We start from the raw sequence: 25,644 nt of genomic DNA, 5'->3' as shown, positions 1-25,644 counted from the left end.
TAGTCACACGCTCTCCTTCAGGGCGGCGCGGAAGGCCGCCATCTCCTCGGGCGTGCCGACGCTGACCCGCAGCCACTCCGGCGGGCCGACCTCGCGGATCAGCACGCCGCGGTCCAGGACGCCCTGCCAGACGGCGCGCCGGTCGGGGAACCGCCCGAACAGCACGAAGTTCGCGTCCGAGTCGGCGACCTCGAAGCCCTCCCCGCGCAGCCAGCCGACCAGGGCGTCGCGCTCCGCGCGCAACGCCTCCACGGCGCCCAGCAGCTCGTCCTGATGGGCGATGGCCGTGCGCGCCACCGCCTGCGTCACCGCCGACAGGTGGTACGGCAGGCGCACGAGCAGCAGCGCGTCGATCACGGCGGGGTCCGCGGCGAGGTAGCCGACCCGGGTGCCCGCCATCGCGAACGCCTTGCTCATCGTCCGGGTGACGATCAGCCGGGGGTTGCCTGGCAGCAGCGACAGCGCGCTCGGCGTGCCCTCCCGGCGGAACTCGGCGTACGCCTCGTCGACCACGACCATGCCCGGCGCCACGGCCAGGACCGCCTCGATCGCCTCCAGCGGCAGGGAGGTGCCGGTCGGGTTGTTCGGCGAGGTCAGGAACACGATGTCGGGACGGTGCTCCTCGATCGCCGCGACCGCGCGCTCGGCCTCCAGCCCGAAGTCCTCGTCACGGAACGCGTCGATCCACTTCGTGCCGCTGACCCGCGTGATGATCGGATGCATGGAGTACGACGGCTCGAAGCCCAGCGCGCTGCGGCCCGGGCCGCCGAACGCCTGCAGGATCTGCTGGATGATCTCGTTCGAGCCGTTGGCCGCCCACACCTGCCGGGCCGTGACGCCGTGGCCGAGGTAGTCGGCGAGGTCCTTGCGCAGCTCGACGGCGTCGCGGTCGGGGTAGCGGTTCAGACCGCCGGCGACGTCGGCGACCGCGCGGCCGAGCGCCTCGACCAGCCGCGGCGACGGCGGGTAGGGGTTCTCGTTGGTGTTGAGCCGCACCGGCACGTCCAGCTGCGGCGCGCCGTACGGCTCCCGCCCCCGCAGGTCGTCGCGGATCGGGAGATCGCTCAAGGAGGTCACTCGGGGATACCCCAATCGAACCGCGCCTTCATGGCGGCGCCGTGGGCGGGCAGGTCCTCGGCCTCGGCGAGCGTCACGACCCGGCCGGTCACGTCCGCAAGGGCCTGCTCGTAGTAGTCGACGACGTGGATGCCGCGCAGGAAGGTCTGCACCGACAGGCCGCTGGAGTGACAGGCGCACCCGCCCGTGGGCAGGACGTGGTTCGAGCCGGCCATGTAGTCGCCGAGCGACACCGGGGCGTGCGGCCCGACGAAGACCGCGCCGGCGTTGCGCACCCGGCTCGCGACCGTACGGGCGTCGGCGGTCTGGATCTCCAGGTGCTCGGCGGCGTACGCGTCGACGACCTTCAGCCCGGCGTCGACGTCGTCGACGAGCACGATCCCGGACTGGCGGCCGGCCAGGGCCGCGGTGATCCGCTCGGTGTGCTTCGTGCGCGTGACCTGCTCCGCCAGCTCGCGCTCGACCGCGGCGGCGAGCTCCTCGGAGTCGGTGACCAGGACGGCGGCGGCGAGCGTGTCGTGCTCGGCCTGGCTGATCAGGTCGGCGGCGACGTGCACCGGGTCGGCGGTGGCGTCGGCCAGCACCGCGACCTCGGTCGGGCCGGCCTCGGAGTCGATGCCGATGACGCCCTTGAGCAGCCGCTTGGCCGCCGCGACCCAGATGTTGCCGGGCCCGGTGACCATGTCGACGCGCCGGCACTCCTCGGTGCCGTAGGCGAACATCGCGATCGCCTGCGCGCCACCCGCGGCGTACACCTCGTCGACGCCGAGCAGGGCGCACGTGGCGAGGATCGTCGGGTGCGGCAGGCCGCCGAACTCCTGCTGCGCCGGCGAGGTCACGGCGAGGGACTCGACCCCCGCCTCCTGCGCGGGCACGACGTTCATGACGACGCTGGAGGGATAGACGGCCTGACCGCCGGGGACGTAGAGCCCCACCCGCTCCACCGGGACCCAGCGCTCGGTGACGGTGCCGCCCGGCACCACCTGCGTGGTCACGTCGGTGCGCCGCTGCGCGCGGTGGACGACGCGGGTGCGGCGGATGCACTCCTCCAGCGCGTCGCGGACGGCGGGGTCGAGCTCCTCCAGGGCACGGCCGATGGCCTCCTGGGGCACCCGCAGCGACTCGATCGTCACTCCGTCGAAGCGCGCGGTGTAGTCCCGTACGGCCTCGGCTCCGCGATGGCGTACGTCATCGCAGATGGGCCGCACCTTCTCCAGGGCGGCCTCGACGTCGAGTTCGGCTCTCGGCAGCACGGAGCGCAGGTCGTCGGGAAGGGACCCGCGCAGGTCGATACGGGATATCACCTGATCAGTCTACGAAGACGCGTCACCCGCCCGGACGCCCGTCTCACGGAACGAGACACCAGAGACCGGAGCGACGGCCGGTGGTCAGGCGCGGAGATCGCCTTCGATCACGGTGACGGCGGCGCCGCGGAGGATGACGCGGTCGTCGCGGACCGACACGCGGACGTCTCCCCCGCGCGCCGACGCCTGGTGGGCCAGCAGGTCCGCGCGGCCCAGGCGCTGGGCCCAGTACGGCCCCAGCATGCAGTGCGCCGACCCCGTCACCGGGTCCTCGGGGACCCCGACCCTCGGCGCGAAGAAGCGGGACACGAAGTCGTGGTCCTCGCCGGGCGCGGTGACGCAGATCCCGCGCGCGTCGATCCGGCCGAGCGCGTGCCGGTCGGGCCGCAGTGAGCGCACGGTCGCGGCGTCCGGCAGGAGGACCAGAAGATCGCTCTGGGCGTTGCGCCCGGTCCAGAGGGGCTCGGCGGCGAGGGCCTCGGCCAGGCCCGCGGGCGGGTCGATCCTCTCCGGTGGGACGGCGGGGAAGTCCATGGCGAGCAGGTCGCCCTCCCGCTGCACGGTCAGCACGCCGCTGTGCAGGGTCCGGAAGCGGATCGGCCGGTCGCCGGGGACGGCCCCGGTCTCGTACAGCACGTGCGCGGCGCCGAGCGTGGCGTGCCCGCAGAGCGCGACCTCGACGGCGGGCGTGAACCACCGCAGCTCGTAGTCCGCCTCCGGGTCCTCGATCGGGCGCGGGAACGCCGTCTCGGACAGGTTGAGCTCCGCCGCGACGCGCTGCATCCAGCCGGCGTCCGCCGGGCCGGTCAGCGGGCAGACCCCCGCCGGGTTTCCCGCGAACGGCCGGTCGGTGAAGGCGTCGACGACGTACACGCGCATGCGGACACCTTAGATTCCGGTGTCACGCACCCGGCCGCGTGCCCCCGGTGAACTGCTCGGAGTTCTCCTGCCCCTCGGCGGCGGCCGGGCCGCCGGTGGGAAAGCCGCCCCAGCGGCGGGGGCGGGCGACGATCCAGCCGAGGATGAATCCGACGCACAGGCTGGCGATGGTCAGGAAAAGCATGTTCAGCCACATACGGGCCTCCGGGCGACCAAGCCGGCGGGAGGTACCGCCGTACCGCGGCGGCGGGGCCGCGCGGTCGTCCGACCGTAACTCCGCAGCTCGTGGTGGTGTGTGCCGGTTGACGCGATCTAGCCCAAGGTGACTACGGTCACACCGTCCGGTCGGTGACCTCCGCACTGGTCCCTGATCGTCCGCGCCGACCGCCTTTACGGTGTAGATCACGAAAACGCAGGCGACGGCGACCGCCCCGAGGTCGTACGCTGAACGCCGTGACCGAACGGCTACCGATCTTTCCGCTGGGAGCCGTGCTGTTCCCGGGGCTGGTGCTGCCCCTCCAGATCTTCGAGGAGCGGTACCGCGACCTCATGCGCGATCTCCTGGAAGGCGAAGAGCCGTTCCGGTTCGGCGTCGTCTCCATCGAGCTGGGGCACGAGGTCGGCCCCGGCGCCGCCCGCCGGCTCGCCGCGGTCGGCTGCACCGCGGAGCTCCGCGGGATCCAACGGCACGACGACGGCCGCTACGACGTGGTCACGAGCGGCGGCGCCCGGTTCCGGATCGAGGACATCGACGACTCCCTGAGCTACCTCCGCGCCGACGTGACGATGCTGCCCGAGGAGGACGGCCCGGACGCCGGCAAGATCGCCGAGCCGGTGACCCGGCTCTTCCACCGCTACTGCGACCGGCTGTCCGAGCACGGCGCCGAGGTGACCGAGATGGAGGAGCTCCCGGCGGAGCCGATCCAACTGTCCTATGTGGTCGCCGCCTCGATGGTCCTGGACCGCCACGACAAGCAGCGGCTCCTGCAGGCCGAGGACGCCGCGACCCGGCTGCACCTGGAGTACGACCTGCTGCGCCGGGAGAACGTCCTGCTGGAGGCGCTCCCCACCGTGCCGGCGTCGGAGTTCCTCGGCGGCACCGTCAGCCCCAACTGATCCCTGGAAGAGAGACACCTGTGGCATCAAACCGGCGATCGGGCGGCAAGGGCACGCCCGCCACCGTGTCGGCGACCCGGGCCGGAATCCCGTTCACACTGCACCCGTACGAGGTCGATCCGGACGCGGACTCCTACGGCGAGGCCGCCGCCGACGCCCTCGGCGTGCCTCACGACCGGCTGTTCAAGACCCTGGTGGCCGAGGTGGACGGCGACCTCACCGTCGCGGTCGTGCCCGTGTCGTCCTCGCTCGACCTCAAGGCCCTGGCCGCCGCGGCCGGCGGCAAGCGCGCCGCCATGGCCGACCCGGCGCACGCCGAGCGCGTCACCGGGTACGTCCGTGGCGGCATCAGCCCGCTCGGGCAGCGCAAGACACTGCCGACGGTCGTCGACGCCTCCGCGTCAGGGTTCCCGACGATCTACGTCTCGGCCGGTCGGCGCGGCCTCCAGATCGAGCTCTCCCCCGCCGACCTCGTCCGCCTGACCCGGGCGTCCACCGCCGGCATCGCCCGCCGCTAGCTTCCCCCGCGACTCACGGTTCGCCACGTCCAGGGCCTCCAGCAGGCCGAACACCACCACCGCCGTCAGCGGCCAGGCGAGGACCACGCCGTAGGCGTGCAGGCCGAGCGGCGCGTGGACCAGCGTCCCGTCGCCCGCCGTGCGCAGCGCGTGCCGGTAGCCGCTTCCGCCGATGAGGTGGCCCAGCCGCCAGGCGACGACCGCGGCGGCGACACCGCCCGCCGCGATCCCCACGAGCAGGCCCTGCTCTCCCAGCCGCCCCGCGAGCACGTAGGCGGCGAGGCCGCAGAGCAGACCGGCGGCGACGGTCAGCACGGCGAACCAGCCGTCCGCCGCGATCAGCGTCTGGGTCTCCGGATCGGCCAGGAGACCCTTGCCGCCCGAGACCTGGTAGGCCGTCCGGGGCGCGATCGCGACCCACAACAGCCCGATGGGCACTCCCAGCACCGTGATCGCAAGCGCCGCCAGCAGTCCGATGCGTATCCGGCTTGCCACTCGCCCTCCCCCGGCGTCGGTGAACAAGGCAGCGTAGCGCCTTAACCTGGACGCCTCCTGGCCTGCTCCGCTACGTCGATCTTCTGAGATAGTGTGCCCGGCATGTCTGGATTCAGCCCGGCGTTCGATCGGCTTGGAGCCGCGTACGCGGCGGTCGCCGCCCAGCAGCAGGAGGTTCTGACGGAAGTCCTGCCGGCCGGCGCCGACTGGACCACCGATCTGACGGCCGGCACGTACACCCAGGGCGACGTCACGTTGCACGTCGCCCTGATCGGGAGCTTCGCCGAGAGCGACCGCAGCTGGCTGTGGGGCTGGGCCAACCCGCAGTTCGGCCCCGAGCATCCCGCCGTGCTGAATCCCCGTCCCATGGGCTCCCGGCTCGGCGTGCCCGAGATGACGACGCCCGAGCTGGACCTGGCCTGGTACGACGGACCGGCCCGTAACGGCGGCGAACTGGTCGCCCTGGTCACGAACGGCCTCCTCGGCCTCAGCGGAACGATCCCCGGCCGTTACGACGGCGGTATCGCCTACTTCGCCGTCCGCGACCCGGCCGTGCCGAACGGCGGGTGGGACTCCGTCACGGCGCCCCGCTTGATCACCGGCGGTCTCTCCCTCTTCCCGGCCGACCACCGGCTGACCGTGATGCGGTTCTTCAGCCACCACCGGCTGCCGTACCGGCAGACCGAGACGTCGATCGTCGCGAACCTGCCGGACGGCGGCTCCTGCGTCGCGCGGTTCGACGACCGGGACCGGCTGGCCGACCTGTCGATGACCGTTTCCGGCCGCTGACCACCGGTGGCCGCTCCCGGCCGCCGTTCCCCGGGGCACGCCGTTTCCAGCCGCACGCCGCCTGGGCACGCCGTCCCGGACCGCCGGCCCCCGGGCGGCCACTTCCGGCCGCCGGCTCCAGGCGGTCGCCGGCCGCAGCGCCGCGAACCTCCGGCCCGCCGGTCCCCGGCCGGTGCTCAGACCGGGACGCTCCCGAGCTCCACGGCGAGGGCCCGGCGTACGGCGTCGGCGACCCAGTCGTCCTCGGTCATCGTGCGCATCCGGTCGCGGAGCGCACGCCAGTTCCCCGACGTGGCGAACACCGCCTTGCTCAGCCCGGCGGCCGCGACGAGCGCGCCGAGGGCGAGGGTACGGGCGTCGGCGGGCGCGTCCGTCGTGACGGCCGCGACGACGCGCTGCTGTGCCTCCCACAGTCCCACGATGTCGCGGACGGGATGCCGGGTCTCGACGAAGACGCCGAGCGTCCGGTGGAGGCGGTGACGGTCGACGGCCACCTGACCGTGGTCGGCCAGGCGCGCCAGCAGCCGCTGCTGGTGGTCGGTCGCACGCAGCCGGGTCACCCATTCCTGGGGTGTCCGGCCGCGAGGCGAGGCCGCGATGTCGGCGAGGAGTCCGTCGAGGACCGGATCGCCGACGGGCTCGGTGTCGGCGACGGCCAGCACCGTGCCGTCGAGGCCGAGCCGGCCGGCGAGCCTCAGCTCCGACAGCATCGCGCCGCCGACCCCGCAGTCGAGCTCGACCGGGCCGATACGGGACTTACCGCGCAGGTCATAGGCGAGGAGCAGCAGCTCCTCGGCCAGCGTCTCAGGCACGTTTCGCACTGTAAGCGGCTCGTACGAAGTCTCGGTTAACACTGGGCAAAGCATTTTAACCGGCCATTACCCGCGGTCGGAGTCCCACGGCGCGGCGGAGGCGTCGCCGGCCCGGACGAGCCCCGACTCGTAGGCCAGGACGACCAACTGGGCGCGGTCGCGGGTGCGCAGCTTGGTCATCGCCCGGCTGACGTGGGTCTTGGCCGTCGTCGGGCTGATCACCATGTGCGCGGCGATCTCCTCGTTCGACATCCCGCGGGCGACCAGTGCGGTCACCTCGCGCTCCCGGTTGGTGAGGACGTCGAGCGCGTCCGGGGAGGCGCGCGGGCGGCGGGAGACGAACTCCCTGATCAGCCGCCGGGTGATCGCCGGGGCGAGCAGCGCGTCGCCCCGGGCGGCGACGCGGACGCCGTGCAGCAGGTCGGCGGGTTCGGTGTCCTTCACGAGGAAGCCGCTCGCCCCCGCGCGGAGCGCCTCGAAGACGTACTCGTCGAGCCCGTAGTTGGTCAGCATGACGACGTGGACGCCGGACATCCGCTCGTCGGCGGTGATCCGGCGGGTCGCGTCGATGCCATTGAGGACGGGCATCTGCACGTCGACGAGGGCGACGTCGGGCAGGTGCGCGGCGGCGAGCGCGACGGCCTCCCGCCCGTCGGCGGCCTCGGCGACCACCTCGAGGTCGTCCTCCGCCTGCAGCAGCGCGCGGAACCCGGCGCGGATCAGCGCCTGGTCGTCGGCGAGCAGGACGCGGATCACAGCGCCGCCTCCTCGTCGCGGACGGCGTCGCCCCGCCCCGGCGCGACGCCGTCGAGGGCGGCGTCGTCGAGGGCGGCGTCGTCGAGGGCGGCGTCGTCGCCGGCACGACTCGGCGCGATCTCGTCGAAGGCGGCGTCGCGGGCGGGATCGCGGTCGGCGGCGAGGTGGGCGGCGCGGGGCCGGCCGGGCGTGACGGGGCCGCCGCCCCCGCCGTCCAGGGCGGGGAGCGGATGGCCGTCCGCCCGCGGCTCACCGGCGGTCGGGAGGTCGGCGTGGACGGTGAAACCTCCCCCGGCGCGGGGTTCGGCGCGCAGCCGGCCGCCGAGCGCCGTGACGCGCTCGCGCATCCCGGTCAGGCCCACGCCGGGCTCGTGCGGGGTTCCCGGCGTGGCGCAGCCGTCGTCGTCGACCCGTACGGTGAGCGTGTCGTCGCCGTACCGGATGTGGACGGAGGCGGCGGCCGGGCCCGCGTGCCGGGCGACGTTGGTCAGCGCCTCCTGGACGATCCGGTACGCCGCGCGGTCGACCGCCACCGGCAGGTCGCGAGGCCGGCCGGTGACCGTGACATCGGCCGGCAGCCCCGCGGACCGGGCCCGGCGCACCAGGTCCGGCAGCCGGTCGAGGCCGTTGCCGGTGGGCTCGCCGTCCCGCAGCACCTCGAGCGTGGCGCGCAGCTCCCGCATCGCCTCGGCGCTGGCCTCCTGGATGGCCAGCAGCGCCTCGGGCACCGGCTCGCCGCGCTTGCGGGCGAGGTGGATCGCCACGCCCGCCTGGACCTTGACGATGGAGATGCTGTGGGTCAGCGAGTCGTGCAGCTCGCGGGCGATCCGCAGGCGTTCCTCGCCGGCGCGGCGCAGCGCCATCTCCTCACGGGTGCGCTCGGCCTCGGCCGCCCGCTCCCGTGCCTCGTGGACGTAGGCGTCCCACTGCCGGAACGCGCCGCCCATCATGGCGCTGGCCACCAGCCACCCGGCCAGCAGGAATCGGTCCTGCAGCACCTGACGGACCGGCTCCCCGTGATGCAGGGTCAGATCCGTGATCACCACGACGACGAGGGCGGCCTTGGGCACGAGCACGACGACCCGGCGCCCGGCGCGCATCGCGGTGAACAGCGCGACCATCACCGGCTCGGCGGCGGCCACGCCGGGGTAGCCGCGTACGAGGTAGGCGATGACGCAGGCCGTCGTGACCAGAAGGACGGGGACCGGGGCGCGGCGGCGTACGAGGAGCGCGGCGGAGCCGGCCAGCAGCAGCAGGTAGCCGAAGGCGTCCAGTCCGGTCCGCCCGGGCGGCGCGATGGCCGCGCCGATCAACGCCACGGCGGCGACGGCCACCGAGATGATCAGGTCGGACACGGGTGGGCGAAGCCGGTGCTGGATCCCCATTCGGGCAGCGTAAACCGCCGCCCGCCCCCTTCGGCTCCTCCCGGAAAAGGAGCCGCGTACTACTCCCACCGGAGTACACCGGCCTCCGCTGCGCCGAACGCGGCAGCGCGACTGCCGCCCCCCGGCCGATGACGCCGGAGGGGCCGGACGGCGAGCATCGGGACGTCCGGAAGGAGCCGTCACACCGGTGACGGCCGGCACTCACGGGGAGCGGAACCCGATGACCCAAGTGACGACCGTCGGCCCGGAGGGCGTCGCGCGCACGCTGCGCGACACCTTCGCCGGGCCGGTGCACCTGCCCGGCGACGCCGCGTACGACACGATCCGGTCGGGCTGGAACCTCCTGATCGACCACCGTCCGCTGGTCGTCGCCGAGGCGACCGGGCCCGGTGACGTACGGGCCGCGGTCCTCGCCGCGCGCGACGGCGGGCTGCCGCTCACCGTCCAGGCGACGGGGCACGGCACGTACGTGCCCGCCGGCGGCCTGCTGCTCACGACGGGCCGGATGGCGGGCGTGCGGGTCGACCCCTACCGGCGCGTCGCCCGGGTCGGGCCCGGCGCGCGCTGGTCCGACGTGATCGCCGCGGCCGCGCCGTACGGCCTGGCGCCGCTGTCGGGCACGCCGTTCGTCGGCGTGACCGGCTACACCCTGGGCGGCGGCACCGGATGGCTGTCCCGCAAGTACGGGTACGCCGCCGACTCCCTGTTGAGGGCGGACCTGGTGACCGCCGACGGCGAGCACGTGACCGCGGACGCCGGCCACCACGCCGACCTGTTCTGGGCGCTGCGCGGCGGAGGCGGCAACTTCGGCGTGGTGACCGCCCTGGAGGTGCGGCTGCACACCGTCGGCCGGGTCTACGCGGGCGTGTCCCTGTACGACGCCGGCCGTGCGGCCGGGACGCTCGCCCGGTACCGGGAGTGGGCGGCCGGGGAGCCGGACGAGCTGAACACGGCCGTCATGCTGATGCGGATGCCGGACGTTCCGGGCGTTCCCGAGCCGGTGCGCGGCCGGCCGGTCCTCGGCGTCCGGGTCTTCCACCTGGGCGGGTACGAGGAGGCCGAGCGCCGGCTGGAGCCGCTGCTGGAGGCCGCGGGCACGCCGCTGGTGGACGGGTTCCGCGCGATGACCTTCGCGGAGGCGGGCACGGCGATCGCCGGGCCGTCGGGGCCTCCGATGGCGGTCCGCCAGCGCATCGACCTGTTCCGGGACCTGCCGGACGCGGTGCTCGGGGCGCTGCCGGACGCGGCGTTCGGCGGCCCGCCGGGACCGGCGGTCGAGGTCCGGCACTGGGGCGGGGCGATGGCGCGGCCCGCCCCGGACGCCGGGCCGGTGGGCCACCGCGACGTGCCGTTCTCGGTGATCGCGACCGCGCCCTACGGGTCCGGGCACCGCGACCCGGGCGTGCGGGCCCGCGTGGACGCGGGCGTCGACGCGCTCGCCCGCCGTCTTCGGCCGCACGCGACCGGCGGGTCGTTCCTGAACTTCCTGACCGATCCGGCCCGGACCGCGACGGCGTACACGCCGGAGGACCACGCGCGCCTGGCCCGGGTCAAGAAGACCTGGGACGCCGACGACGTGTTCCGCCCGGGCCACCACATCCCGCCGCTGTCGTAGGTTCCGAAGCGGCGGGAGGAGAGGGCCGGCTCAGCGGCGCAGGGTGGTCTCTCGCTCGACCCGTGACAGCTTCTCGGGGTTGCGCACGGCGTAGAGGCCGGTGATGAGGCCGCCGTCGATGCGCACCGCGATGACGGTGTCGATCTCGCCGTCGAGCCGGAGGATCAGCGCGGGATGGCCATTGACGTGGGCCGGCCGCAGCGATGCCGAGGCACCGAACCTGCGCAGGCCGGTGACCAGGGGGGCCACCCGGTCGGCCCCCGTGATCGGCGCCGGGGCGGCCTCCTTGATGCCGCCGCCGTCGCCCAGGAAGACGACGTCCGGCGCGAGGACGTCGAGCAGGCTCTGCAGATCGCCCGTTGCGACCGCCCGCTGGAACGCCTCGAGCGCGCCGCGGGTCTCGGTCGCCGAAACGACCCCGCGTGGCCGGCGCGCGGCGACATGGGACCGTGCCCGGTGGGCGATCTGGCGAACCGCGGCGGGGCTCTTGTCGACGGCTTGGGCGATCTCGTCGTAGGCCAGGTCGAACACCTCCCGCAGGACGAACACCGCACGCTCGGTCGGCGTGAGCGTCTCCATCACCAGCAGCATGGCCATCGAGACGCTGTCGGCCAGCCCGACGTCGTCGGCCACATCGGGCGTGGTCAACAGCGGCTCGGGCAGCCACGGGCCGACGTAGGACTCCTTGCGGCGGCCGAGCGTACGCAGCCGGCTCAGTGCCTGCCGGGTGGTGATCCGGACGAGGTACGCACGCGGCTCTCGCACCGTGCCCGGATCGACGCCGGTCCACCGCAGCCAGGTCTCCTGCAGGACGTCTTCGGCGTCGGCGGCCGAACCGAGCATCTCGTAGGCGACGGTGAACAGCAGGTTGCGGTGGGCCACGAACGCCTCGGTGGCGGGATCCATCCTGCCGCCATCAGCGTGTGGTCCGGCCCTGTCCACGGTCGGCTCTCCGCGTTCGCTCATCGCCGGCTCCTCCGCCTGTTCGCCCTCGGTCGTGACACGCGCACAAGACGCCGCTCCCCGCCGCCGTGTGACACCCGCGCGCGGTGGCGTAGGTCACACGGCCGTGCTGTCACAGGGCCAGGGATGCCGGCATCTCTTGTTCGACCGGCTACAACGACAAGGAGCACACGATGACCGCTCGTTTGGACCTGTTCGGCAATCCGACCACGGCCAAGGCCGCGGGGCACTTCGGCACGGCGAGCAAGACGATCCTTCAGGACTCGACGCTGCCCGCCGCGATCCAGAAGCTGGTCCTGCTGCGCGCGAGCCAGATCAACGGCGACGGTTACGCCACCGACGTGTGGAGCAAGAACGCCACAGACGCCGGAGAGGACGCGACCCGCGTCAACCTCGTCGCGACCTGGCGTGCGTCCACGGTGTTCACCGACGCCGAACGCGCCGCCCTGGAACTCGCCGAGCAGGGCACCCGCATCGCCGACGCGGCCGGTGGCGTCACCGACGAGGCATGGGCCGACGCCACCGAGCACTACGACGAGAGCCAGCTGGCCGACCTGGTGATGCTCATCGCACTCATCAACGCCACCAACCGTATGGGCGTCATCATCGGCCGGCGCGGCGGCGACTACCGGCCCGGCCCCCTCGGATAACCCCGGGCGGCCGGCGTCACCCGTTCGTAAGACACCGCGGGCCGATCCGGTCCGGCGCGGCCGTTGCGGCTCGCCGGGCCGGATCGGGCGGCGCCCGGCCGAGCCGGATCGGCTCGACCGCGCCGGGCGCCGGCGGAGCCGGTGGGGTCAGACCAGGCAGGCGGGGCCGAGGAGCTGTTTGAGATCGCCCATCAGCGCCGGGGAGGCGGTGACCCGGAGCTTGTCGTCGAGGCGGACGACCGTGGTCCGCGGGCCGTTCTGCAGCTGCAGGTGGACCTCGGTCTGGCCCGGGTGGGCGCCCAGCACCTCCTTCAGGCCCTGGACGACCGGCGGGGTCACGCGGGTCACCGGCATCGAGACGGTGAGCGGCCGGCCCGAGTCGCTGACCGTCAGGTCCGGCTGGGTGACCTCCATGGCGATCAGCTTCGCGGTGTCCTCACGCTTGTCGAGGCGTGCCTTCACGATGAGGATGGCGTCCTCGGCGAGCAGCGTGGAGCACAGCTGGTACGCCGACGGGAAGATCATCAGCTCGATGGCGCCCTCGAGGTCCTCCAGGGTGGTCAGCGCCCAGGAGTCGCCCTTCTTGGTGACCTTCCGCTGCAGCCCCGACACCAGGCCGCCGACGGTGACGATCTGACCGTCCGGCCGCTCGTCGGCGGTGAGGGCGGCGATCGAGCAGTCGACGTTGGCGGACAGGATGTGCTCGATGCCCAGCAGCGGGTGGTCGGAGACGTACAGGCCGAGCATCTCGCGTTCGAAGGCGAGCAGGGTGGTCTTGTCCCACTCCCCCTCCGGGATGGCGATGTCGAACGTGGTGTCCGCCACGTCGTCGCCCCCGCCGAACAGGGAGTCCTGCCCGATCGCCTCGTTGCGCTTGATGTCGATGATCGCGTCGATGGCCTGCTCGTGCACCATGACGAGGCTCTTGCGCTCGTGGTTCAGGCTGTCGAAGGCACCCGCCTTGATCAGCGACTCGACGACCCGCTTGTTGCAGACCTGCGGCGGCACCTTGCGCAGGAAGTCCTGGAAGTCGGTGAACCGGCCCTTCTCCTTGCGGGCCTTGACGATCGCGTCGACGACGTTCTCGCCGACGTTGCGGATCGCCGACAGACCGAACAGGATCTCGGTGTCGCCCTTCGGGGTGAAGTCCGAGTCGGACTCGTTGACGTCGGGCGTGAGCACCTTGATGCCCATGCGGCGGCACTCGTTGAGGTAGAGGGCGCTCTTGTCCTTGTCGTCCTTGACGGAGGTGAGGAGCGCCGCCATGTACTCGGCGGCGTAGTTGGCCTTGAGGTAGGCGGTCCAGTACGAGACCAGGCCGTATCCGGCGGTGTGCGCCTTGTTGAACGCGTAGTCGGAGAAGGGCAGCAGGATGTCCCACAGCGCCTTGATCGCCGCGGCGGAGAAGCCGCGCTCCTTCATGCCGGACTCGAAGGTGGCGTACTGCTTGTCCAGCTCCGCCTTCTTCTTCTTGCCCATCGCGCGGCGGAGCAGGTCCGCTTGTCCGAGGCTGTACCCCGCGACCTTCTGCGCGATGGCCATGACCTGCTCCTGATAGACGATCAGGCCGTAGGTCGTGTCGAGGATGTCCTTGAGCGGCTCTTCCAGCTCCGGGTGGATCGGGGTGATCGGCTGCTGGCCGTTCTTGCGCAGCGCGTAGTTGGTGTGGGAGTTGGCGCCCATGGGGCCGGGGCGGTACAGCGCGAGGGCCGCGGAGATGTCCTCGAAGTTGTCGGGGCGCATCAGCCGCAGCAGCGAGCGCATGCCGCCGCCGTCCAGCTGGAAGATGCCGAGCGTGTCGCCGCGGGCCAGCAGCTCGTAGGCCTTCTTGTCGTCCAGCGGGAGCTTCAGCAGGTCGAGGTCGACGCCCTTGTTGGCCTTGATGGCCTTCACCGCGTCCTGCATGATCGTCAGGTTCCGCAGGCCCAGGAAGTCCATCTTCAGCAGGCCGAGCGTCTCGCAGGTCGGGTAGTCGAACTGCGTGATGATGACGCCGTCGGAGTCGCGGCGCATGATCGGGATGTGGTCGGTCAGCGGCTCCGCCGACATGATCACACCGGCGGCGTGCACGCCGGTCTGGCGGATCAGGCCCTCCAGGCCCTGCGCCAGATCCATGATCTGCTTGACGTCGGCTTCTTCCTCGTACAGCTTGCGCAGCTCGCCTGCCTCGCCGTACCGGGGGTGCTTCTCGTCGAAGATGCCCGACAGCGGGATGTCCTTGCCCATGACGGCGGGCGGGAACGCCTTGGAGATGCGGTCGCCGAGGGCGTACGGGTAGCCGAGGACGCGGCCCGCGTCCTTGATCGCGGCCTTCGCCTTGATGGTGCCGAAGGTGGCGATCATGGAGACCTTGTCGGCGCCCCACTTCTCGGTGACGTAGCGGATCGCGTCGGCGCGCCCACGCTCGTCGAAGTCGACGTCGATATCGGGCATGGACACGCGGTCGGGGTTGAGGAACCGCTCGAAGATCAGGCCGTGCGGGAGCGGGTCGAGGTCGGTGATGCCCATCGCGTACGCGACGAGCGAGCCGGCGGCCGAGCCACGGCCCGGGCCGACCGCGATCCCGTTGTTCTTCGACCACATGATGAAGTCGGCGACGACGAGGAAGTACGAGGGGAACCCCATCTGGCAGATGACGTCCATCTCGTACTCGGCCTGCTTGCGGTGCTCCTCGTCGATCCCCTCGGGGAAGCGCCGCTCCATCCCCTTCCAGACCTCTTTGCGGAACCACGACTCCTCGGTCTCGCCCTCCGGCACCGGGAACCGCGGCATGAGGTTGCGGTACTCGAACATGCCGGTGGAGTCGACGCGCTCGGCGACGAGGAGGGTGTTGCGGCAGCCCTCGGCCCAGATGTCGGAGGTGTCGAGCGCCCGCATCTCGTCGGCGGTCTTGAGGTAGTAGCCGGACCCGTCGAACTTGAAGCGTCCCGGGTCGGACAGCTGCTTGCCGGTCTGGATGCACAGGAGCGCGTCGTGCGCGGACGCCTCGGACTCCCGCGTGTAGTGCGAGTCGTTGGTGACGACCGGCGGGATGCCCAGCCTCTTACTGATCTCGATCAGCCCGTCGCGGACCCGGCGCTCGATGTCGAGGCCGTGGTCCATCAGCTCCAGGAAGTAGTTCTCTTTGCCGAAGAGCTCCTGGTACCTGGCGGCGGCCTCCAGGGCCTTGTCGAAGTGGCCGAGGCGCAGCCGGGTCTGGACCTCGCCGGAGGGGCAGCCGGTGGTGGCCATGAGGCCGGCCGAGTGCTCCGCCAGGAGCTCGAAGTCCATCCGGGCCCACTTGCGGACGAACCCCTCGGTGTAGGCCCGGCTCGTCAGCTTGAACAGGTTGTGCAGGCCCTCGGCGTTGCGCGCCCAGATCGTCTTGTGGGTGTAGTGGCCGCCACCGGAGACGTCGTCGCCCTTCTGGCTCGGCTCACCCCAGCGGACCGGCTCCTTGTGGAAGCGGGACGCCGGCGCGACGTACGCCTCGATGCCGACGATGGGGGTCACCCCGGCCGCGGTGGCCTGCTTGTAGAAGTCGTAGGCGCCATGGGTGTTGCCGTGGTCGGTCATCGCGATGGCCGGCATCTTCTGCCGCTCGACCTCGGCGAACATCTCCTTGAGACGGGCCGCCCCGTCGAGCATGGAGTACTCGGTGTGCACATGCAGATGCACGAACGAGTCACTCATGCGCGATGCGCCTCCTTCAGGCATGCGACGCCTCGCGTGCCCGGAGCACGCGCCGCGTCGAAGATCGTCGTCTGGGGGTGAGAGACCGGCCGGGGACCGGGTCCCCTGAGCCTAACGGTGCCAGAGTGATCGCCGGGGCCCGACACTCCGGATGCCCGGTTTAAACCCGTTGCCGGTCGGCCATACCTCTCCTCCAGGCGAGGCGCCTCCGGTCGCGGCCGGTGGTCCGGGCGGCGGCGCTCACCTCACCTACCAGGGTGTACCGCATTCCGGTCCTCCGGGCGACCGCACCCGCGTCGCGGCGCGAACACGCTGCGCGACCTTGTATGGTCAGTGACCGTAAAGCGGTTTTCGGGGGGAGCGAAACCCGCTGGAAATCGGAGGCCGCGTGTCGACAGCAGTGGACCACCAGGGCACCGCGCCCGGCAGCGAGGACGCCGGCTACGCCCAGTCCCTCGGGAACCGCCAGGTACGGATGATCGCCATCGGCGGCGCGATCGGCGTCGGGCTGTTCCTCGGAGCGGGCGGCAGGATGGCCGCGGCCGGACCCGGACTCGTCCTCTCGTACGCCGTCTGCGGCATCGCGGCCTTCTTCGTCATGCGGGCGCTCGGCGAGCTCGTCCTGCACCGGCCGAGCGCGGGCAGCTTCGTCACGTACGCCCGTGAGTTCATCGGCCCGTGGGCCGGCTTCGCCAGCGGCTGGATGTACTGGCTGAACTGGGCGATGACCGGGGTGGCCGAGACGACCGCGGCCGGCATCTACGTCCACAAGTGGCTGCCGCAGATCCCGCAGTGGGTCACGGCCCTGGTCGCCCTCGCCGTGCTCCTGACGGTGAACCTGCTGTCGGTGCGGCTCTTCGGCGAGCTGGAGTTCTGGTTCGCCGTGATCAAAGTCCTCGCCATCGTCGTCTTCCTGTTCGTGGGCGTGGCGCTGGTCCTCACCGGCGCCGGCGTCGGCCACGACGGCCACGCGGGCGTCTCCAACCTCACCGCGCACGGCGGCTTCCTCCCGCACGGCGTGCCCATCGTCTTGATGAGCCTGCAGGCGGTCGTGTTCGCCTACTCGGGAATCGAGATGGTCGGCATCGCCGCCGGCGAGACCGAGAACCCGCGCAAGGTGCTGCCCGGCGCGATCGGCAGCGTCATCTGGCGGATCGGCGTCTTCTACGTCGGCTCGGTCCTGCTGCTGGCGATGATCCTGCCGTGGACGGTCTACAGCGCGAACGAGAGCCCGTTCGTCACGGTCTTCTCCCGGCTCGGCGTCCCCGGCGCCGGCGACATCATGAACGCGGTCGTGCTCACCGCCGCCCTGTCGTCCTGCAACTCCGGCCTGTACTCCACCGGCCGCGTCATGCGTGCCCTGGCCGTCAAGGGCGAGGCGCCGTCGTTCGTGGGCCGGATGAGCGGGCGGCACGTGCCGTACGGCGGGATCCTGTTCACCTCGATCGTGCTGCTCCTCGGCGTGGTCCTCAACTACGTCGTGCCGAAGATGGCCTTCGACATCGCCACCTCCATCGCCTCCCTCGGCGTCGTCGCCGTGTGGGTGACCCTGATCGGCTGCCAGCTCCGGCTCCGGTCCCGGGCGAACCGCGGCGAGATCGAGCGCCCGCCCTTCCGGATGCCGTGGGCGCCGGTGTCGAACTGGGCCACGCTCGGCTTCCTCGCCCTGGTCGTCGTCCTGATGGCCTTCGCGGACACGGCCAACAAGATCGCCTTCTGGTGCCTGCCCGCGGTGGCCGTCGTGCTGTTCGCCGGCTGGCGCGTCGTCCGGAACCGCCGGACGCCCTGACCCGGCCTCCGGCGGCCGGACCCCGGTGAGGGCGGCCGGGCCGGGGTGACCGATCCGCAGCGGCCGGCCCGCGGTCGCCGGTCGCCGGTCCACGATGGTCGGTCCACGATGGTCGGTCCACGATGGTCGGTCCGCGATGGCCGGGTCTCTGTGGATGGTCCGCGGTGGCCGGGCTATGCGGCCCGGGGCGTCAGGCCGAGGACAGGTCGCGGTCCTCGGCGGCCTCCAGGCCGGCCTCGATGACGGCCGTCATGATGCGGGCGAGCCGGTCGGCGCCCAGCCGGGGCGCGAGCGAGGCCATCGCCTCGACGATCTCGCGTTCGCGGCGGGGATCCCGGCCGGCGAAGCCGCCGACCGGTTTGAGCCGCTGCACGGTGGCCGCGAGCTCCGCCCGGCGCTCCAGCAGCGTCGCCAGTGCCGCGTCGATCCGGTCGATCGCCGCGCGCGCGTCGGGGATCGTCTCCGGCACGTCGTCGTGCGTCAGGGCCGCCAGAAGCGCCGCCTTGGCCTGCGGGTCCATCGGGATCTCCTTCCGGGGCGGGCCCGGGGCCGAGCCGCCCACTCACGGTGGATAAGCGAAAGGCAGAGCCCATGGGGCTCTGCCTCGGCCGGCTCGGGGGTCGTCGCTCAGGTCGCGTCGACCGGCTCACCCGGAGCCGGCTGCATAAACCCGAAATAACGACGATCCACGGGCCCAGGGTAACCGGGGCGGCCGGAGGACCGCCACCCTGCGGAATCCTCGTCTCGGTCAATGGGACGGATAGCCCCGCCGCGGCGAGGTCACCTCCGGGGGACGGAGCGCCCCCCGCCGGGGCGAGCTCCTCCGGGTACACCGACGGCCTCCTCGCCGCGCGTCCCGGTTCTGTCGGAGGGCGGGCGTATACAGAGGGCGGTGTGGTCCCGCGGTGCCCGCCACGGCGGGTCACCGGTCACCCGGAGCGACGTACTCGAAGGGGCACCATGAGCACGGACAAGGCGGTCAAGGACGACTTCCTGCGGCAGGCGGCTCCGTACCGGCGCGAGCTGCTGGCGCACTGCTATCGCATGCTCGGCTCGGTGCACGACGCGGAGGACCAGGTCCAGGAGACCTACCTGCGCGCGTGGCGCTCCTACGCGGACTTCGAGGGCCGCTCCTCCTTGCGGACGTGGCTGCACCGGATCGCCACCCGCACGTGTCTCACCGCCCTGGAGAGCCGTGGCCGCCGACCCCTGCCGACCGGTCTCGGCGACCCGAGCGCCGACCCGTACGACGCGCTGGTCGAGCGGTCCGAGGTCCCCTGGCTGGAGCCGGTCCCCGACGCGATGGCCGGCGCCGAGCACGCCGACCCTGCCGCGATCGTGACCTCGCGGGAGAGCATCCGGCTCGCGCTGATCGCCGCCCTGCAGCACCTGCCGCCCCGGCATCGCGCGGTGCTCATCCTGCGCGACGTGCTGCGGTGGCGGGCGGCCGAGGTCGCCGAGGTGCTGGGCACGACCACCACCGCGGTGAACAGCGTCCTGCAGCGCGCCCGCGCCCGGCTCGACGAGGTGACGCCGTCGCAGGCGGAGCTGGCCGAGCCGACGTCGGCGGAGGAGCGCGACCTGCTCGCCCGGTACGTCCGGGCGTTCGAGGAGTACGACGTCTCCGCCATCGTGGAGCTGCTCACCGCCGACGCCGTCTGGGAGATGCCGCCCTACACCGGCTGGTACCAGGGCCCAGAGGACATCGGCCGGCTGATCGGCGCGCAGTGCCCCGCCGACGGCCCGGACGCGATGCGGCTGGTGCCGGTCCGGGCGAACGGTCAGCCGGCCTTCGCCGTCTACATGCGCGCCGCGGACGGCGCGCACCACGCCTTCGCGCTGCAGGTGCTCACGCCCACGCCCACCCGCGTCGCGCACGTCGTCATGTTCTTCGACCTGCGCCTTTTCCCGAAGTTCGGGCTGCCCGCCGTGCTGCCGGCCGCGCCTGCGCGGCCGATAGCATCGGTGCCATGAGCCCGGAGGTCGCGCACTATCGGCGGCACCCGGCCGAGCCGGGCGTCGACCTGCTGAGCGCCCGTTACGTCACCCACCGCTACACCAGGCACGCGCACGCCACCTACACCGTCGGGCTGATCGAGTTCGGGGTGGAGGAGTTCGAGCACGCCGGGTCGATGCTGCGGGCGGCCGCCGGTCAGGTCGCACTCCTCAATCCGGAGGTCGTCCACACCGGGCACGCCGGCGTTCCCGAGGGCTGGCGCTACCGCGTGCTCTACCCCTCCGTGGACGTCCTGGCGCAGATCGCCGCCGAGCTGGGCGCCCCGCGTGGCACGCCCTACTTCCCTCAGACGATCGTGGACGACCCGGAGGCCGCCCGGCTGCTCCGGGCCGTGCACCACAGCGCCGACGGCGGCGACGCCCTGGCGGCGTCCTCCACGCTGCACCGGGCGCTCGCCGGTCTCCTGCGCCGCCACGCCGCCCGGCCGCCCGGGTCGGTCCCGCGCGGCGCGCCGCCACGGGCGGTCCGCGCGGCCCGCGAGATCCTTCACGAGCGGCTGTCCGACCCGCCGTCCCTGGACGACCTCGCCGCCATGGTCGGCACCGGCCGGTTCGCCCTGCTGCGCGCGTTCCGGGCCGCGTACGGGCTGCCGCCGCACGCCTACCTGACCAACCTGCGGGTCCAGCGTGCCCGTGCCCTCCTGGACGCCGGTGTCCGCCCGGCCGCGATCGCCGCCGACCTCGGGTTCACCGACCAGGCGCACCTCACGCGGCATTTCAAGCGGATCGTCGGCGTGCCGCCCGGCGCGTACCTGCTCGGCCGTCCCGCCTGACCGTCCCCGCGGCACTGCAATTTCGTGCAAGACCGGCCGATGTCCGGCTACCTACCCTTCGGGCATGGATTCGCAGAGACGCGCCGCCGTCCGCGACGGGCTGGGCGTCGGTCTGGCCGTCGGCCTGTCCGGGCTCGCCTTCGGGGCGGCCGCGGTCGCGGCCGGGCTCGGCGTGGCGCAGGCCTGCGCGCTGAGCGTCGTGGCGTTCACGGGAGCGTCGCAGTTCGCACTGGTCGGGGTGGTCGCCGGCGGCGGCAACCTGCTCGCGGGGGCCCTCGGCGCGATGCTGCTGGGCGGTCGCAACGCCCTGTACGGCCTGCGCCTCGCGCCGACGCTCGGCGCGCGCGGGTGGCGGCGGCTGCTGACCGCCCACCTGGTCATCGACGAGACGACGGCGGTGGCCACCGCCCAGCCCGAACCCCGGTCGGCGCGGGCGGGCTTCTGGGCCACGGCGGTCAGCCTCTACCTGACCTGGAACCTCGCCACGCTGTTCGGCGCCCTCGGCGCGGCCCGGCTGGGCAACCCGGAGACGTACGGCCTCGACGTGGTCGGCCCGGCGGCGTTCCTGGCCCTGCTGTGGCCCCGCCTCGTCTCCGGCGGCACCGAGCGGGTCGTCGCCCTCCTCGCGATGGCCGTCGCGGTCGCGACGACGCCGCTGCTGCCCCCCGGCGTGCCGGTCATGCTGGCGGCGGTCGCCGCTCTGGCCGGGGTCGTACGGCGGCGCCGCACCCCTCCGGCCCGCCGGGCCGGAGAGCTCTCGAAGGCCTAGCGCGAAGATTCAGAGAAGATTCAGAGGAAGGGAGAGTCATGGCCGTCTGGATCGCGGTCCTCGCGACCGGAATCGGCTGTTACGCCCTCAAGCTCGCCGGGCTGGTGGCCCCGCAGCGGGTGCTGTCCGACGAGCGCGTACGGCGGTTCACCGCGCTGGTGCCGGTCGCGTTGCTGACCGCGCTGGTCGCGGTGCAGACCCTCGCGCACGGGCGCGTCCTGGAGCTCGACGCCGCGCGGCTGAGCGGGCTGGCCGCAGCGGTCGTCGCCCTCCTGCTGCGCGCGCCGTTCCTCGTGGTGCTGGTGGCCGCGGCCGTGGTCACCGCCGGGCTCCGCGCGTTCGGCGTCTGACCGCAATCTCAACAATGTGATCTCGGGAACACGATCTTTGTGCGTGGCGGGTCGTCGGCGGCGATCATTCCAAACGGGCAGATCCACCCGAAAGCCGGATACACTCGGCGATTCGTCCTAATCGCCAGGTAGTAGTCGATCTCCGGCTATTCGCCCTGCGTCGCGCGCACGGTGACCACGCGGTTAAGATCGATCCGCTTAGGTCAACTCAGCGTGAATAATGAGATGCGCCGCCGTCCCCCGGCCACGGCACCCGCATCGCCGGCCACGGAGTCAAGAGGTTCTGCTGGTGTCACCCAAACTCAGCGTCGTCGTCCCCTTTTTCAACGTCGAGCCGTACATCGAGGCGTGCCTGGAATCCCTTGCCCGCCAGACGATGCGCGACCTCGAAGTGATCATGGTCGACGATGGTTCTCTGGATGACAGCACCGTGATCGCCAAGGCGTTCACGGTGCGGGATCCGCGGTTCAAACTCGTCCAGCAGGAGAACCAGGGACTCGGGCCCGCGCGCAACACCGGCACCGCCCACGCGTCCGGTGAGTACATCACCTTCGTCGACAGCGACGACATCGTCGCCCGCTCGGCGTACGAGCTGCTCGTCGGGTCGCTCGACGAGACCGGCTCGGACCTCGCGGCCGGCAACGTCATGCGGTTCAACTCCGGGCGCGTCTGGCAGGGCTGGGCGCACGCCGAGCCGTTCCGCAAGACCAAGCAGAAGACCCACGTCACCGCCCAGACCAACCTCATGCAGGACCGCATGGTCTGGAACAAGGTGTTCCGGCGGTCCTTCTGGGACGCCAAGGACCTGCGCTTCCCCGGGATGCTCTACGAGGACTCCCCCGTGATGGTCCGCGCGCACGTCCTCGCGTCCTCGGTCGACGTGCTGCACCCGCACGTCTACTACTGGCGGCAGCGCGACTCCGGCGAGCTGTCGATCACCCAGCGCAAGGCCGAGCTGGCGAACCTCGAGGACCGCATGCTCTCGGTGCAGCAGGTCCACGACTTCCTCCGTGAGCACGCGCCGCAGCTGAAGGCCATCTACGACGGCTACGCCCTCGAGGTGGACCTGCGCGTCCTCGTCGAGTCGCTGCTGACCGCCCCGGACGCCGACCAGAAGCGCATCCTCGAACTCGGCCAGGAGTTCCTCCGGGACGTGGACCCGTCGATCCTGGAGAACCTCAAGGTCTCGCACCGGCTGGGCTACCACCTGCTGGGCCGGGGGATGCTGCCGCAGCTCATCGAGGTCCTGAAGTTCGACCGGAGCGAGAAGTGGCGCATGGAGGTCGTCCGCCGCGGCCGCCTGCGCCCCCGCTACTACGCGAAGTACCCCTTCTTCGAGGACGCCTCCCTCAACCTGCCCACGAGCCTCTACGACATCGGCGAGGAGCTCGAGCTGCAGGCCGGCGTCGACGACGTCACGTGCCAGGACGGCCGGCTGCGCATCGACGGGCACGCCTACGTCAAGTACCTGCCGATGACGTCCGAGAGCCGGCTCGACGTCTGGCTGGAGCACACCAAGTCCAGGCGGAAGATCGAGCTTCCGGTCACGCGCGTACGGCGGCCCGACGTGACCGCCGACTCCGGACAGGGCGCCGTCAGCTACGCCGACTCCGGGTTCCGCGTGGACATCCCCCTCACCCAGCTGCGGATCGACTCCGCCTGGAAGGCCGCCGACTGGCGGATCCACGTCGCCGTGAAGACCGGCGGCCTCCGCCGCACCGGGACGATCGGCAAGCAGGCGCCGGGACGCGCCACCTGGACCCCCATCGCCGAGGTCGGCGACGGCGCACGGGTCCAGGTGACCCGCTCGAACTCCGACGCGATCGTCGTCCGCGTCAAGCGGCCGACCGTGATCGTCACCGGCCAGCGGCTCGACGGCGACACCGCCGAGATCACCGGGTGGATCGACGGAACTCCCGGGACCTGCGCGCTCCAGCTGACGCGCCGCCAGGGCGTCCGGGCCATCGAGTTCCCCGTCCGCACCGAGCCGGCCGCCCCCGCCGGCGGCACCTCCTTCACCGCGCGCATCCCGCTGGACCAGCTCGCCGAGGACCTCGACCTCGTCGACCGCGTCGTCAACGTCGCCCAGGTCGGCGAGGGCGTCCAGTGGGACGTCTCGCTGACGGTGGACGGCAAGGCACGGAAGCTCGCGATGAACGACGACGTCGCCGCGGTCCGGCACGCCTTCGGCAGCCGCGAGGTCACCGTCACCCGGACCCGCTACGGCAACCTGACGGCCGTCGAGCGCTCCAGCCGCCCCGTCGTCGACCGGACCGAATGGCTCCCCGACGGCCGGCTACGGCTGTCCGGAACCGCCGCCGAGCGTCCGCCCGTGGTCATCCTCCGGCATCGGCGCGTCAGTCACGAGCACCGCTTCCCGCTGTCGTGGGACGGCGACCGCTTCACCGTCGAGTTCACGCCGGGGAGGATCGCCAAGCTGGCCGGTGAGCTCCCGCTCGCCAGCGGCAACTGGGCGTTCGTGGTCAACAGCCCGGCCGGCGAGGTCCCCGTGGTCATCGACCGCCTCCGCCTCGCCGACCTCACCACCCCGCACGTCCTCGGGGACCACCAGTTCCGGCTGGCGTCGTACCAGACCGACGCCCTGCAGCTGAAGGTCGCCGCGGCCCTCACCGACGACGAACGCGGGCGCTACGCGCAGCGGATCATCCAGGAGAACGACTATCCGGCGTTCCGGAACGAGCCGCTCCGCGACCTCGTCGTGTTCGACTGCTACGAGGGCGCGCAGTACTCCTGCAGCCCCCGGGCGGTCTACGAAGAGCTCGAACGCCGCGGCGCGCCCTTCGAGTACGTCTGGGTGACCAAGGACGGGCAATTCGAGGTGCCGGGCAGCGCCCGTGCGGTGCTGGTCGGCAGCCGCGAGCACTACCGCGCTCTCGCGCAGGCACGCTTCGTCTTCGGCAACTACGGCCAGTTCCCCTGGTTCGACAAGCGGGAGGGCCAGGTGTACGTGCAGACCTGGCACGGAACGCCGCTGAAGAAGCTGGCCTACGACCTCAAGGAGATGCCCTACCAGCGCACCGAGACGCTGGACTGGATGGAGCGCGAGGTCCCCCGGTGGGACGTGCTGCTGTCCCCCAACCCCTTCACGACTCCGATCATGCGGCGTGCCTTCGGGTACCAGGGGGAGATCCTCGAGTCCGGCTACCCGCGCAACGACCTCCTCAAGAGCCCCCGCCGCGACGAGGTCGCCGAGTCGGTCCGCCGACGCCTGAACATCCCCGCCGGGAAGACCGTCGTGCTGTACGCCCCGACCTGGCGCGACGACTACCACATCGCGGCCGGCAAGCGCGGCTTCTCCCTGCAGCTCGACATCGAGCGGGCCCGCGCGGCCCTGTCGGAGGACCACGTCCTGCTCGTCCGGACGCACTACCTGATCAGCGACCGGACCTGGTCCCAGATGGACGACTTCGTGATCGACGTGTCGTCCTACCCGGACATCACGGACCTGTACCTGGTGGCGGACGTCCTCATCACCGACTACTCCTCGGCGATGTTCGACTTCGCGGGCACCGGTAAGCCCATCCTGTACTTCACCTACGACCTGGAGCGTTACCGCGACCACGTCCGCGGGTTCTACTTCGACCTCGCCGCCGAGGCCCCCGGACCGCTCCTGCAGACCTCCGACGAGGTGATCGAGGCCCTGTTCAACCTCGAGACCGTGCACCGGCGGTACGCCGACGCCTACGACGCCTGGGTCCAGAAGTTCTGCCCGTGGGACGACGGCCACGCCGCCGCCCGCGTCATCGAGCACGTCATCGAGCGCTCCTGAACGTCCCCGGCATGGCGCCCGCTCACCGAGAGCGGGCGCCATGCCGGATCGCGCTCGCTTCGTCCACGCGGCGGGCGGGTGTCGTGCCGGAGCGCCTCGTCACGCCCGTGTGGGTGGGCGAGCGCC

At 72.2% G+C, this 25,644-nt stretch carries 22 protein-coding genes; 11 read left to right on the top strand and 11 right to left on the bottom strand.

Annotation, left to right across the window (positions count from 1 at the left end; genetic code table 11):
• Nucleotides 1–3 precede the first annotated feature (3 nt).
• The 4 genes from NDW01_RS02615 to NDW01_RS02600 form a co-directional block, all read right to left on the bottom strand.
• Complete coding sequence (locus tag NDW01_RS02615; RefSeq protein WP_252816163.1) at nt 4–1,077, bottom strand: histidinol-phosphate transaminase; 1,074 nt, start codon at nt 1,075–1,077, stop codon at nt 4–6.
• Nucleotides 1,074–2,381 (bottom strand): histidinol dehydrogenase, encoded by a 1,308-nt coding sequence (gene hisD / locus NDW01_RS02610; protein ID WP_252816161.1) that lies wholly within the window; start codon nt 2,379–2,381, stop codon nt 1,074–1,076. Before hisD ends, NDW01_RS02615 begins: the two co-directional genes overlap by 4 nt.
• A gap of 84 nt (nt 2,382–2,465) precedes the next feature.
• Nucleotides 2,466–3,260 carry a PhzF family phenazine biosynthesis protein gene (locus NDW01_RS02605; protein WP_252816159.1) on the bottom strand — a complete coding sequence of 265 codons (795 nt, stop codon included), beginning with the start codon at nt 3,258–3,260 and terminating at the stop codon, nt 2,466–2,468.
• Between the two features lie 22 nt (nt 3,261–3,282).
• Nucleotides 3,283–3,444 carry a hypothetical protein gene (locus NDW01_RS02600; RefSeq protein ID WP_252786400.1) on the bottom strand — a complete coding sequence of 54 codons (162 nt, stop codon included), beginning with the start codon at nt 3,442–3,444 and terminating at the stop codon, nt 3,283–3,285.
• A gap of 269 nt (nt 3,445–3,713) precedes the next feature.
• On the opposite strand from NDW01_RS02600, the gene NDW01_RS02595 reads away from it, so the two are divergent.
• Both NDW01_RS02595 and ybaK read left to right on the top strand, forming a co-directional pair.
• On the top strand, nt 3,714–4,376 hold the full coding sequence (locus tag NDW01_RS02595; RefSeq protein WP_252816157.1) for an LON peptidase substrate-binding domain-containing protein: 663 nt from the start codon (nt 3,714–3,716) through the stop codon (nt 4,374–4,376).
• Between the two features lie 20 nt (nt 4,377–4,396).
• Nucleotides 4,397–4,894: a Cys-tRNA(Pro) deacylase gene (ybaK, locus tag NDW01_RS02590; protein ID WP_252816154.1), complete on the top strand. Its 498-nt coding sequence runs from the start codon at nt 4,397–4,399 to the stop codon at nt 4,892–4,894.
• On the opposite strand, the gene NDW01_RS02585 is transcribed toward ybaK, so the two are convergent.
• A complete protein-coding gene (locus NDW01_RS02585) occupies nt 4,778–5,389 on the bottom strand; it encodes a hypothetical protein (protein WP_252816152.1) in 612 nt (203 codons plus the stop codon). The two genes, ybaK and NDW01_RS02585, sit on opposite strands and share 117 nt — an antisense overlap.
• 102 nt (nt 5,390–5,491) lie before the next feature.
• On the opposite strand from NDW01_RS02585, the gene NDW01_RS02580 reads away from it, so the two are divergent.
• Nucleotides 5,492–6,178, top strand: coding sequence for a DUF6882 domain-containing protein (locus NDW01_RS02580; protein ID WP_252816149.1), 687 nt, complete (start codon nt 5,492–5,494; stop codon nt 6,176–6,178).
• A gap of 176 nt (nt 6,179–6,354) precedes the next feature.
• On the opposite strand, the gene NDW01_RS02575 is transcribed toward NDW01_RS02580, so the two are convergent.
• The 3 genes from NDW01_RS02575 to NDW01_RS02565 all read right to left on the bottom strand — a co-directional run bounded on the left by NDW01_RS02575 (nt 6,355) and on the right by NDW01_RS02565 (nt 9,131).
• Nucleotides 6,355–6,990 carry a GOLPH3/VPS74 family protein gene (locus NDW01_RS02575; RefSeq protein WP_252816147.1) on the bottom strand — a complete coding sequence of 212 codons (636 nt, stop codon included), beginning with the start codon at nt 6,988–6,990 and terminating at the stop codon, nt 6,355–6,357.
• A gap of 66 nt (nt 6,991–7,056) precedes the next feature.
• Nucleotides 7,057–7,746, bottom strand: a complete 690-nt coding sequence (locus NDW01_RS02570; protein WP_252816145.1) for a response regulator — start codon at nt 7,744–7,746, stop codon at nt 7,057–7,059.
• Nucleotides 7,743–9,131, bottom strand: coding sequence for a sensor histidine kinase (locus NDW01_RS02565; protein WP_252816143.1), 1,389 nt, complete (start codon nt 9,129–9,131; stop codon nt 7,743–7,745). The genes NDW01_RS02570 and NDW01_RS02565 overlap by 4 nt, the downstream gene beginning before the upstream one ends.
• A 220-nt stretch (nt 9,132–9,351) precedes the next feature.
• Between NDW01_RS02565 and NDW01_RS02560 the strand changes: the two genes are divergently transcribed.
• Nucleotides 9,352–10,746 carry an FAD-binding oxidoreductase gene (locus NDW01_RS02560; protein WP_252816141.1) on the top strand — a complete coding sequence of 465 codons (1,395 nt, stop codon included), beginning with the start codon at nt 9,352–9,354 and terminating at the stop codon, nt 10,744–10,746.
• A gap of 30 nt (nt 10,747–10,776) precedes the next feature.
• Here NDW01_RS02560 and NDW01_RS02555 read toward each other — a convergent pair whose 3' ends face one another.
• Complete coding sequence (locus NDW01_RS02555; RefSeq protein ID WP_406567676.1) at nt 10,777–11,712, bottom strand: RNA polymerase sigma-70 factor; 936 nt, start codon at nt 11,710–11,712, stop codon at nt 10,777–10,779.
• A 170-nt stretch (nt 11,713–11,882) separates the two neighbouring features.
• On the opposite strand from NDW01_RS02555, the gene NDW01_RS02550 reads away from it, so the two are divergent.
• Nucleotides 11,883–12,359 (top strand): carboxymuconolactone decarboxylase family protein, encoded by a 477-nt coding sequence (locus NDW01_RS02550; protein WP_252816139.1) that lies wholly within the window; start codon nt 11,883–11,885, stop codon nt 12,357–12,359.
• A gap of 147 nt (nt 12,360–12,506) precedes the next feature.
• On the opposite strand, the gene dnaE is transcribed toward NDW01_RS02550, so the two are convergent.
• Nucleotides 12,507–16,031, bottom strand: coding sequence for a DNA polymerase III subunit alpha (gene dnaE, locus NDW01_RS02545; protein ID WP_252816137.1), 3,525 nt, complete (start codon nt 16,029–16,031; stop codon nt 12,507–12,509).
• 388 nt (nt 16,032–16,419) lie between these two features.
• Here dnaE and NDW01_RS02540 point away from each other — a divergent pair, with 388 nt between their 5' ends.
• Nucleotides 16,420–17,820: an amino acid permease gene (locus tag NDW01_RS02540; protein WP_252816135.1), complete on the top strand. Its 1,401-nt coding sequence runs from the start codon at nt 16,420–16,422 to the stop codon at nt 17,818–17,820.
• 190 nt (nt 17,821–18,010) lie between these two features.
• Here NDW01_RS02540 and NDW01_RS02535 read toward each other — a convergent pair whose 3' ends face one another.
• Nucleotides 18,011–18,340: a chorismate mutase gene (locus tag NDW01_RS02535; RefSeq protein WP_252786377.1), complete on the bottom strand. Its 330-nt coding sequence runs from the start codon at nt 18,338–18,340 to the stop codon at nt 18,011–18,013.
• A gap of 374 nt (nt 18,341–18,714) precedes the next feature.
• On the opposite strand from NDW01_RS02535, the gene NDW01_RS02530 reads away from it, so the two are divergent.
• The 5 genes from NDW01_RS02530 (at nt 18,715) to NDW01_RS02510 (ending at nt 25,518) form a co-directional block, all read left to right on the top strand.
• Nucleotides 18,715–19,794, top strand: coding sequence for a sigma-70 family RNA polymerase sigma factor (locus NDW01_RS02530; protein ID WP_406567675.1), 1,080 nt, complete (start codon nt 18,715–18,717; stop codon nt 19,792–19,794).
• Nucleotides 19,791–20,609, top strand: coding sequence for an AraC family transcriptional regulator (locus NDW01_RS02525; protein ID WP_252816131.1), 819 nt, complete (start codon nt 19,791–19,793; stop codon nt 20,607–20,609). The genes NDW01_RS02530 and NDW01_RS02525 overlap by 4 nt, the downstream gene beginning before the upstream one ends.
• A 64-nt stretch (nt 20,610–20,673) precedes the next feature.
• Entirely contained in the window at nt 20,674–21,378 is a 705-nt protein-coding gene (locus tag NDW01_RS02520; protein ID WP_252816129.1) for an AzlC family ABC transporter permease, read from the top strand.
• Between the two features lie 38 nt (nt 21,379–21,416).
• Nucleotides 21,417–21,728 carry an AzlD domain-containing protein gene (locus NDW01_RS02515; RefSeq protein ID WP_252816127.1) on the top strand — a complete coding sequence of 104 codons (312 nt, stop codon included), beginning with the start codon at nt 21,417–21,419 and terminating at the stop codon, nt 21,726–21,728.
• Between the two features lie 289 nt (nt 21,729–22,017).
• Nucleotides 22,018–25,518, top strand: coding sequence for a bifunctional glycosyltransferase/CDP-glycerol:glycerophosphate glycerophosphotransferase (locus NDW01_RS02510; protein ID WP_252816125.1), 3,501 nt, complete (start codon nt 22,018–22,020; stop codon nt 25,516–25,518).
• Nucleotides 25,519–25,644: the final 126 nt, after the last annotated feature.

Source organism: Actinoallomurus soli (assembly GCF_024055715.1).
Taxonomy (GTDB): Bacteria; Actinomycetota; Actinomycetes; order Streptosporangiales; family Streptosporangiaceae; genus Actinoallomurus; species Actinoallomurus soli.
Note: the sequence above shows the minus strand (reverse complement) of the source record. Positions and strands in the feature narration are given on the sequence as shown.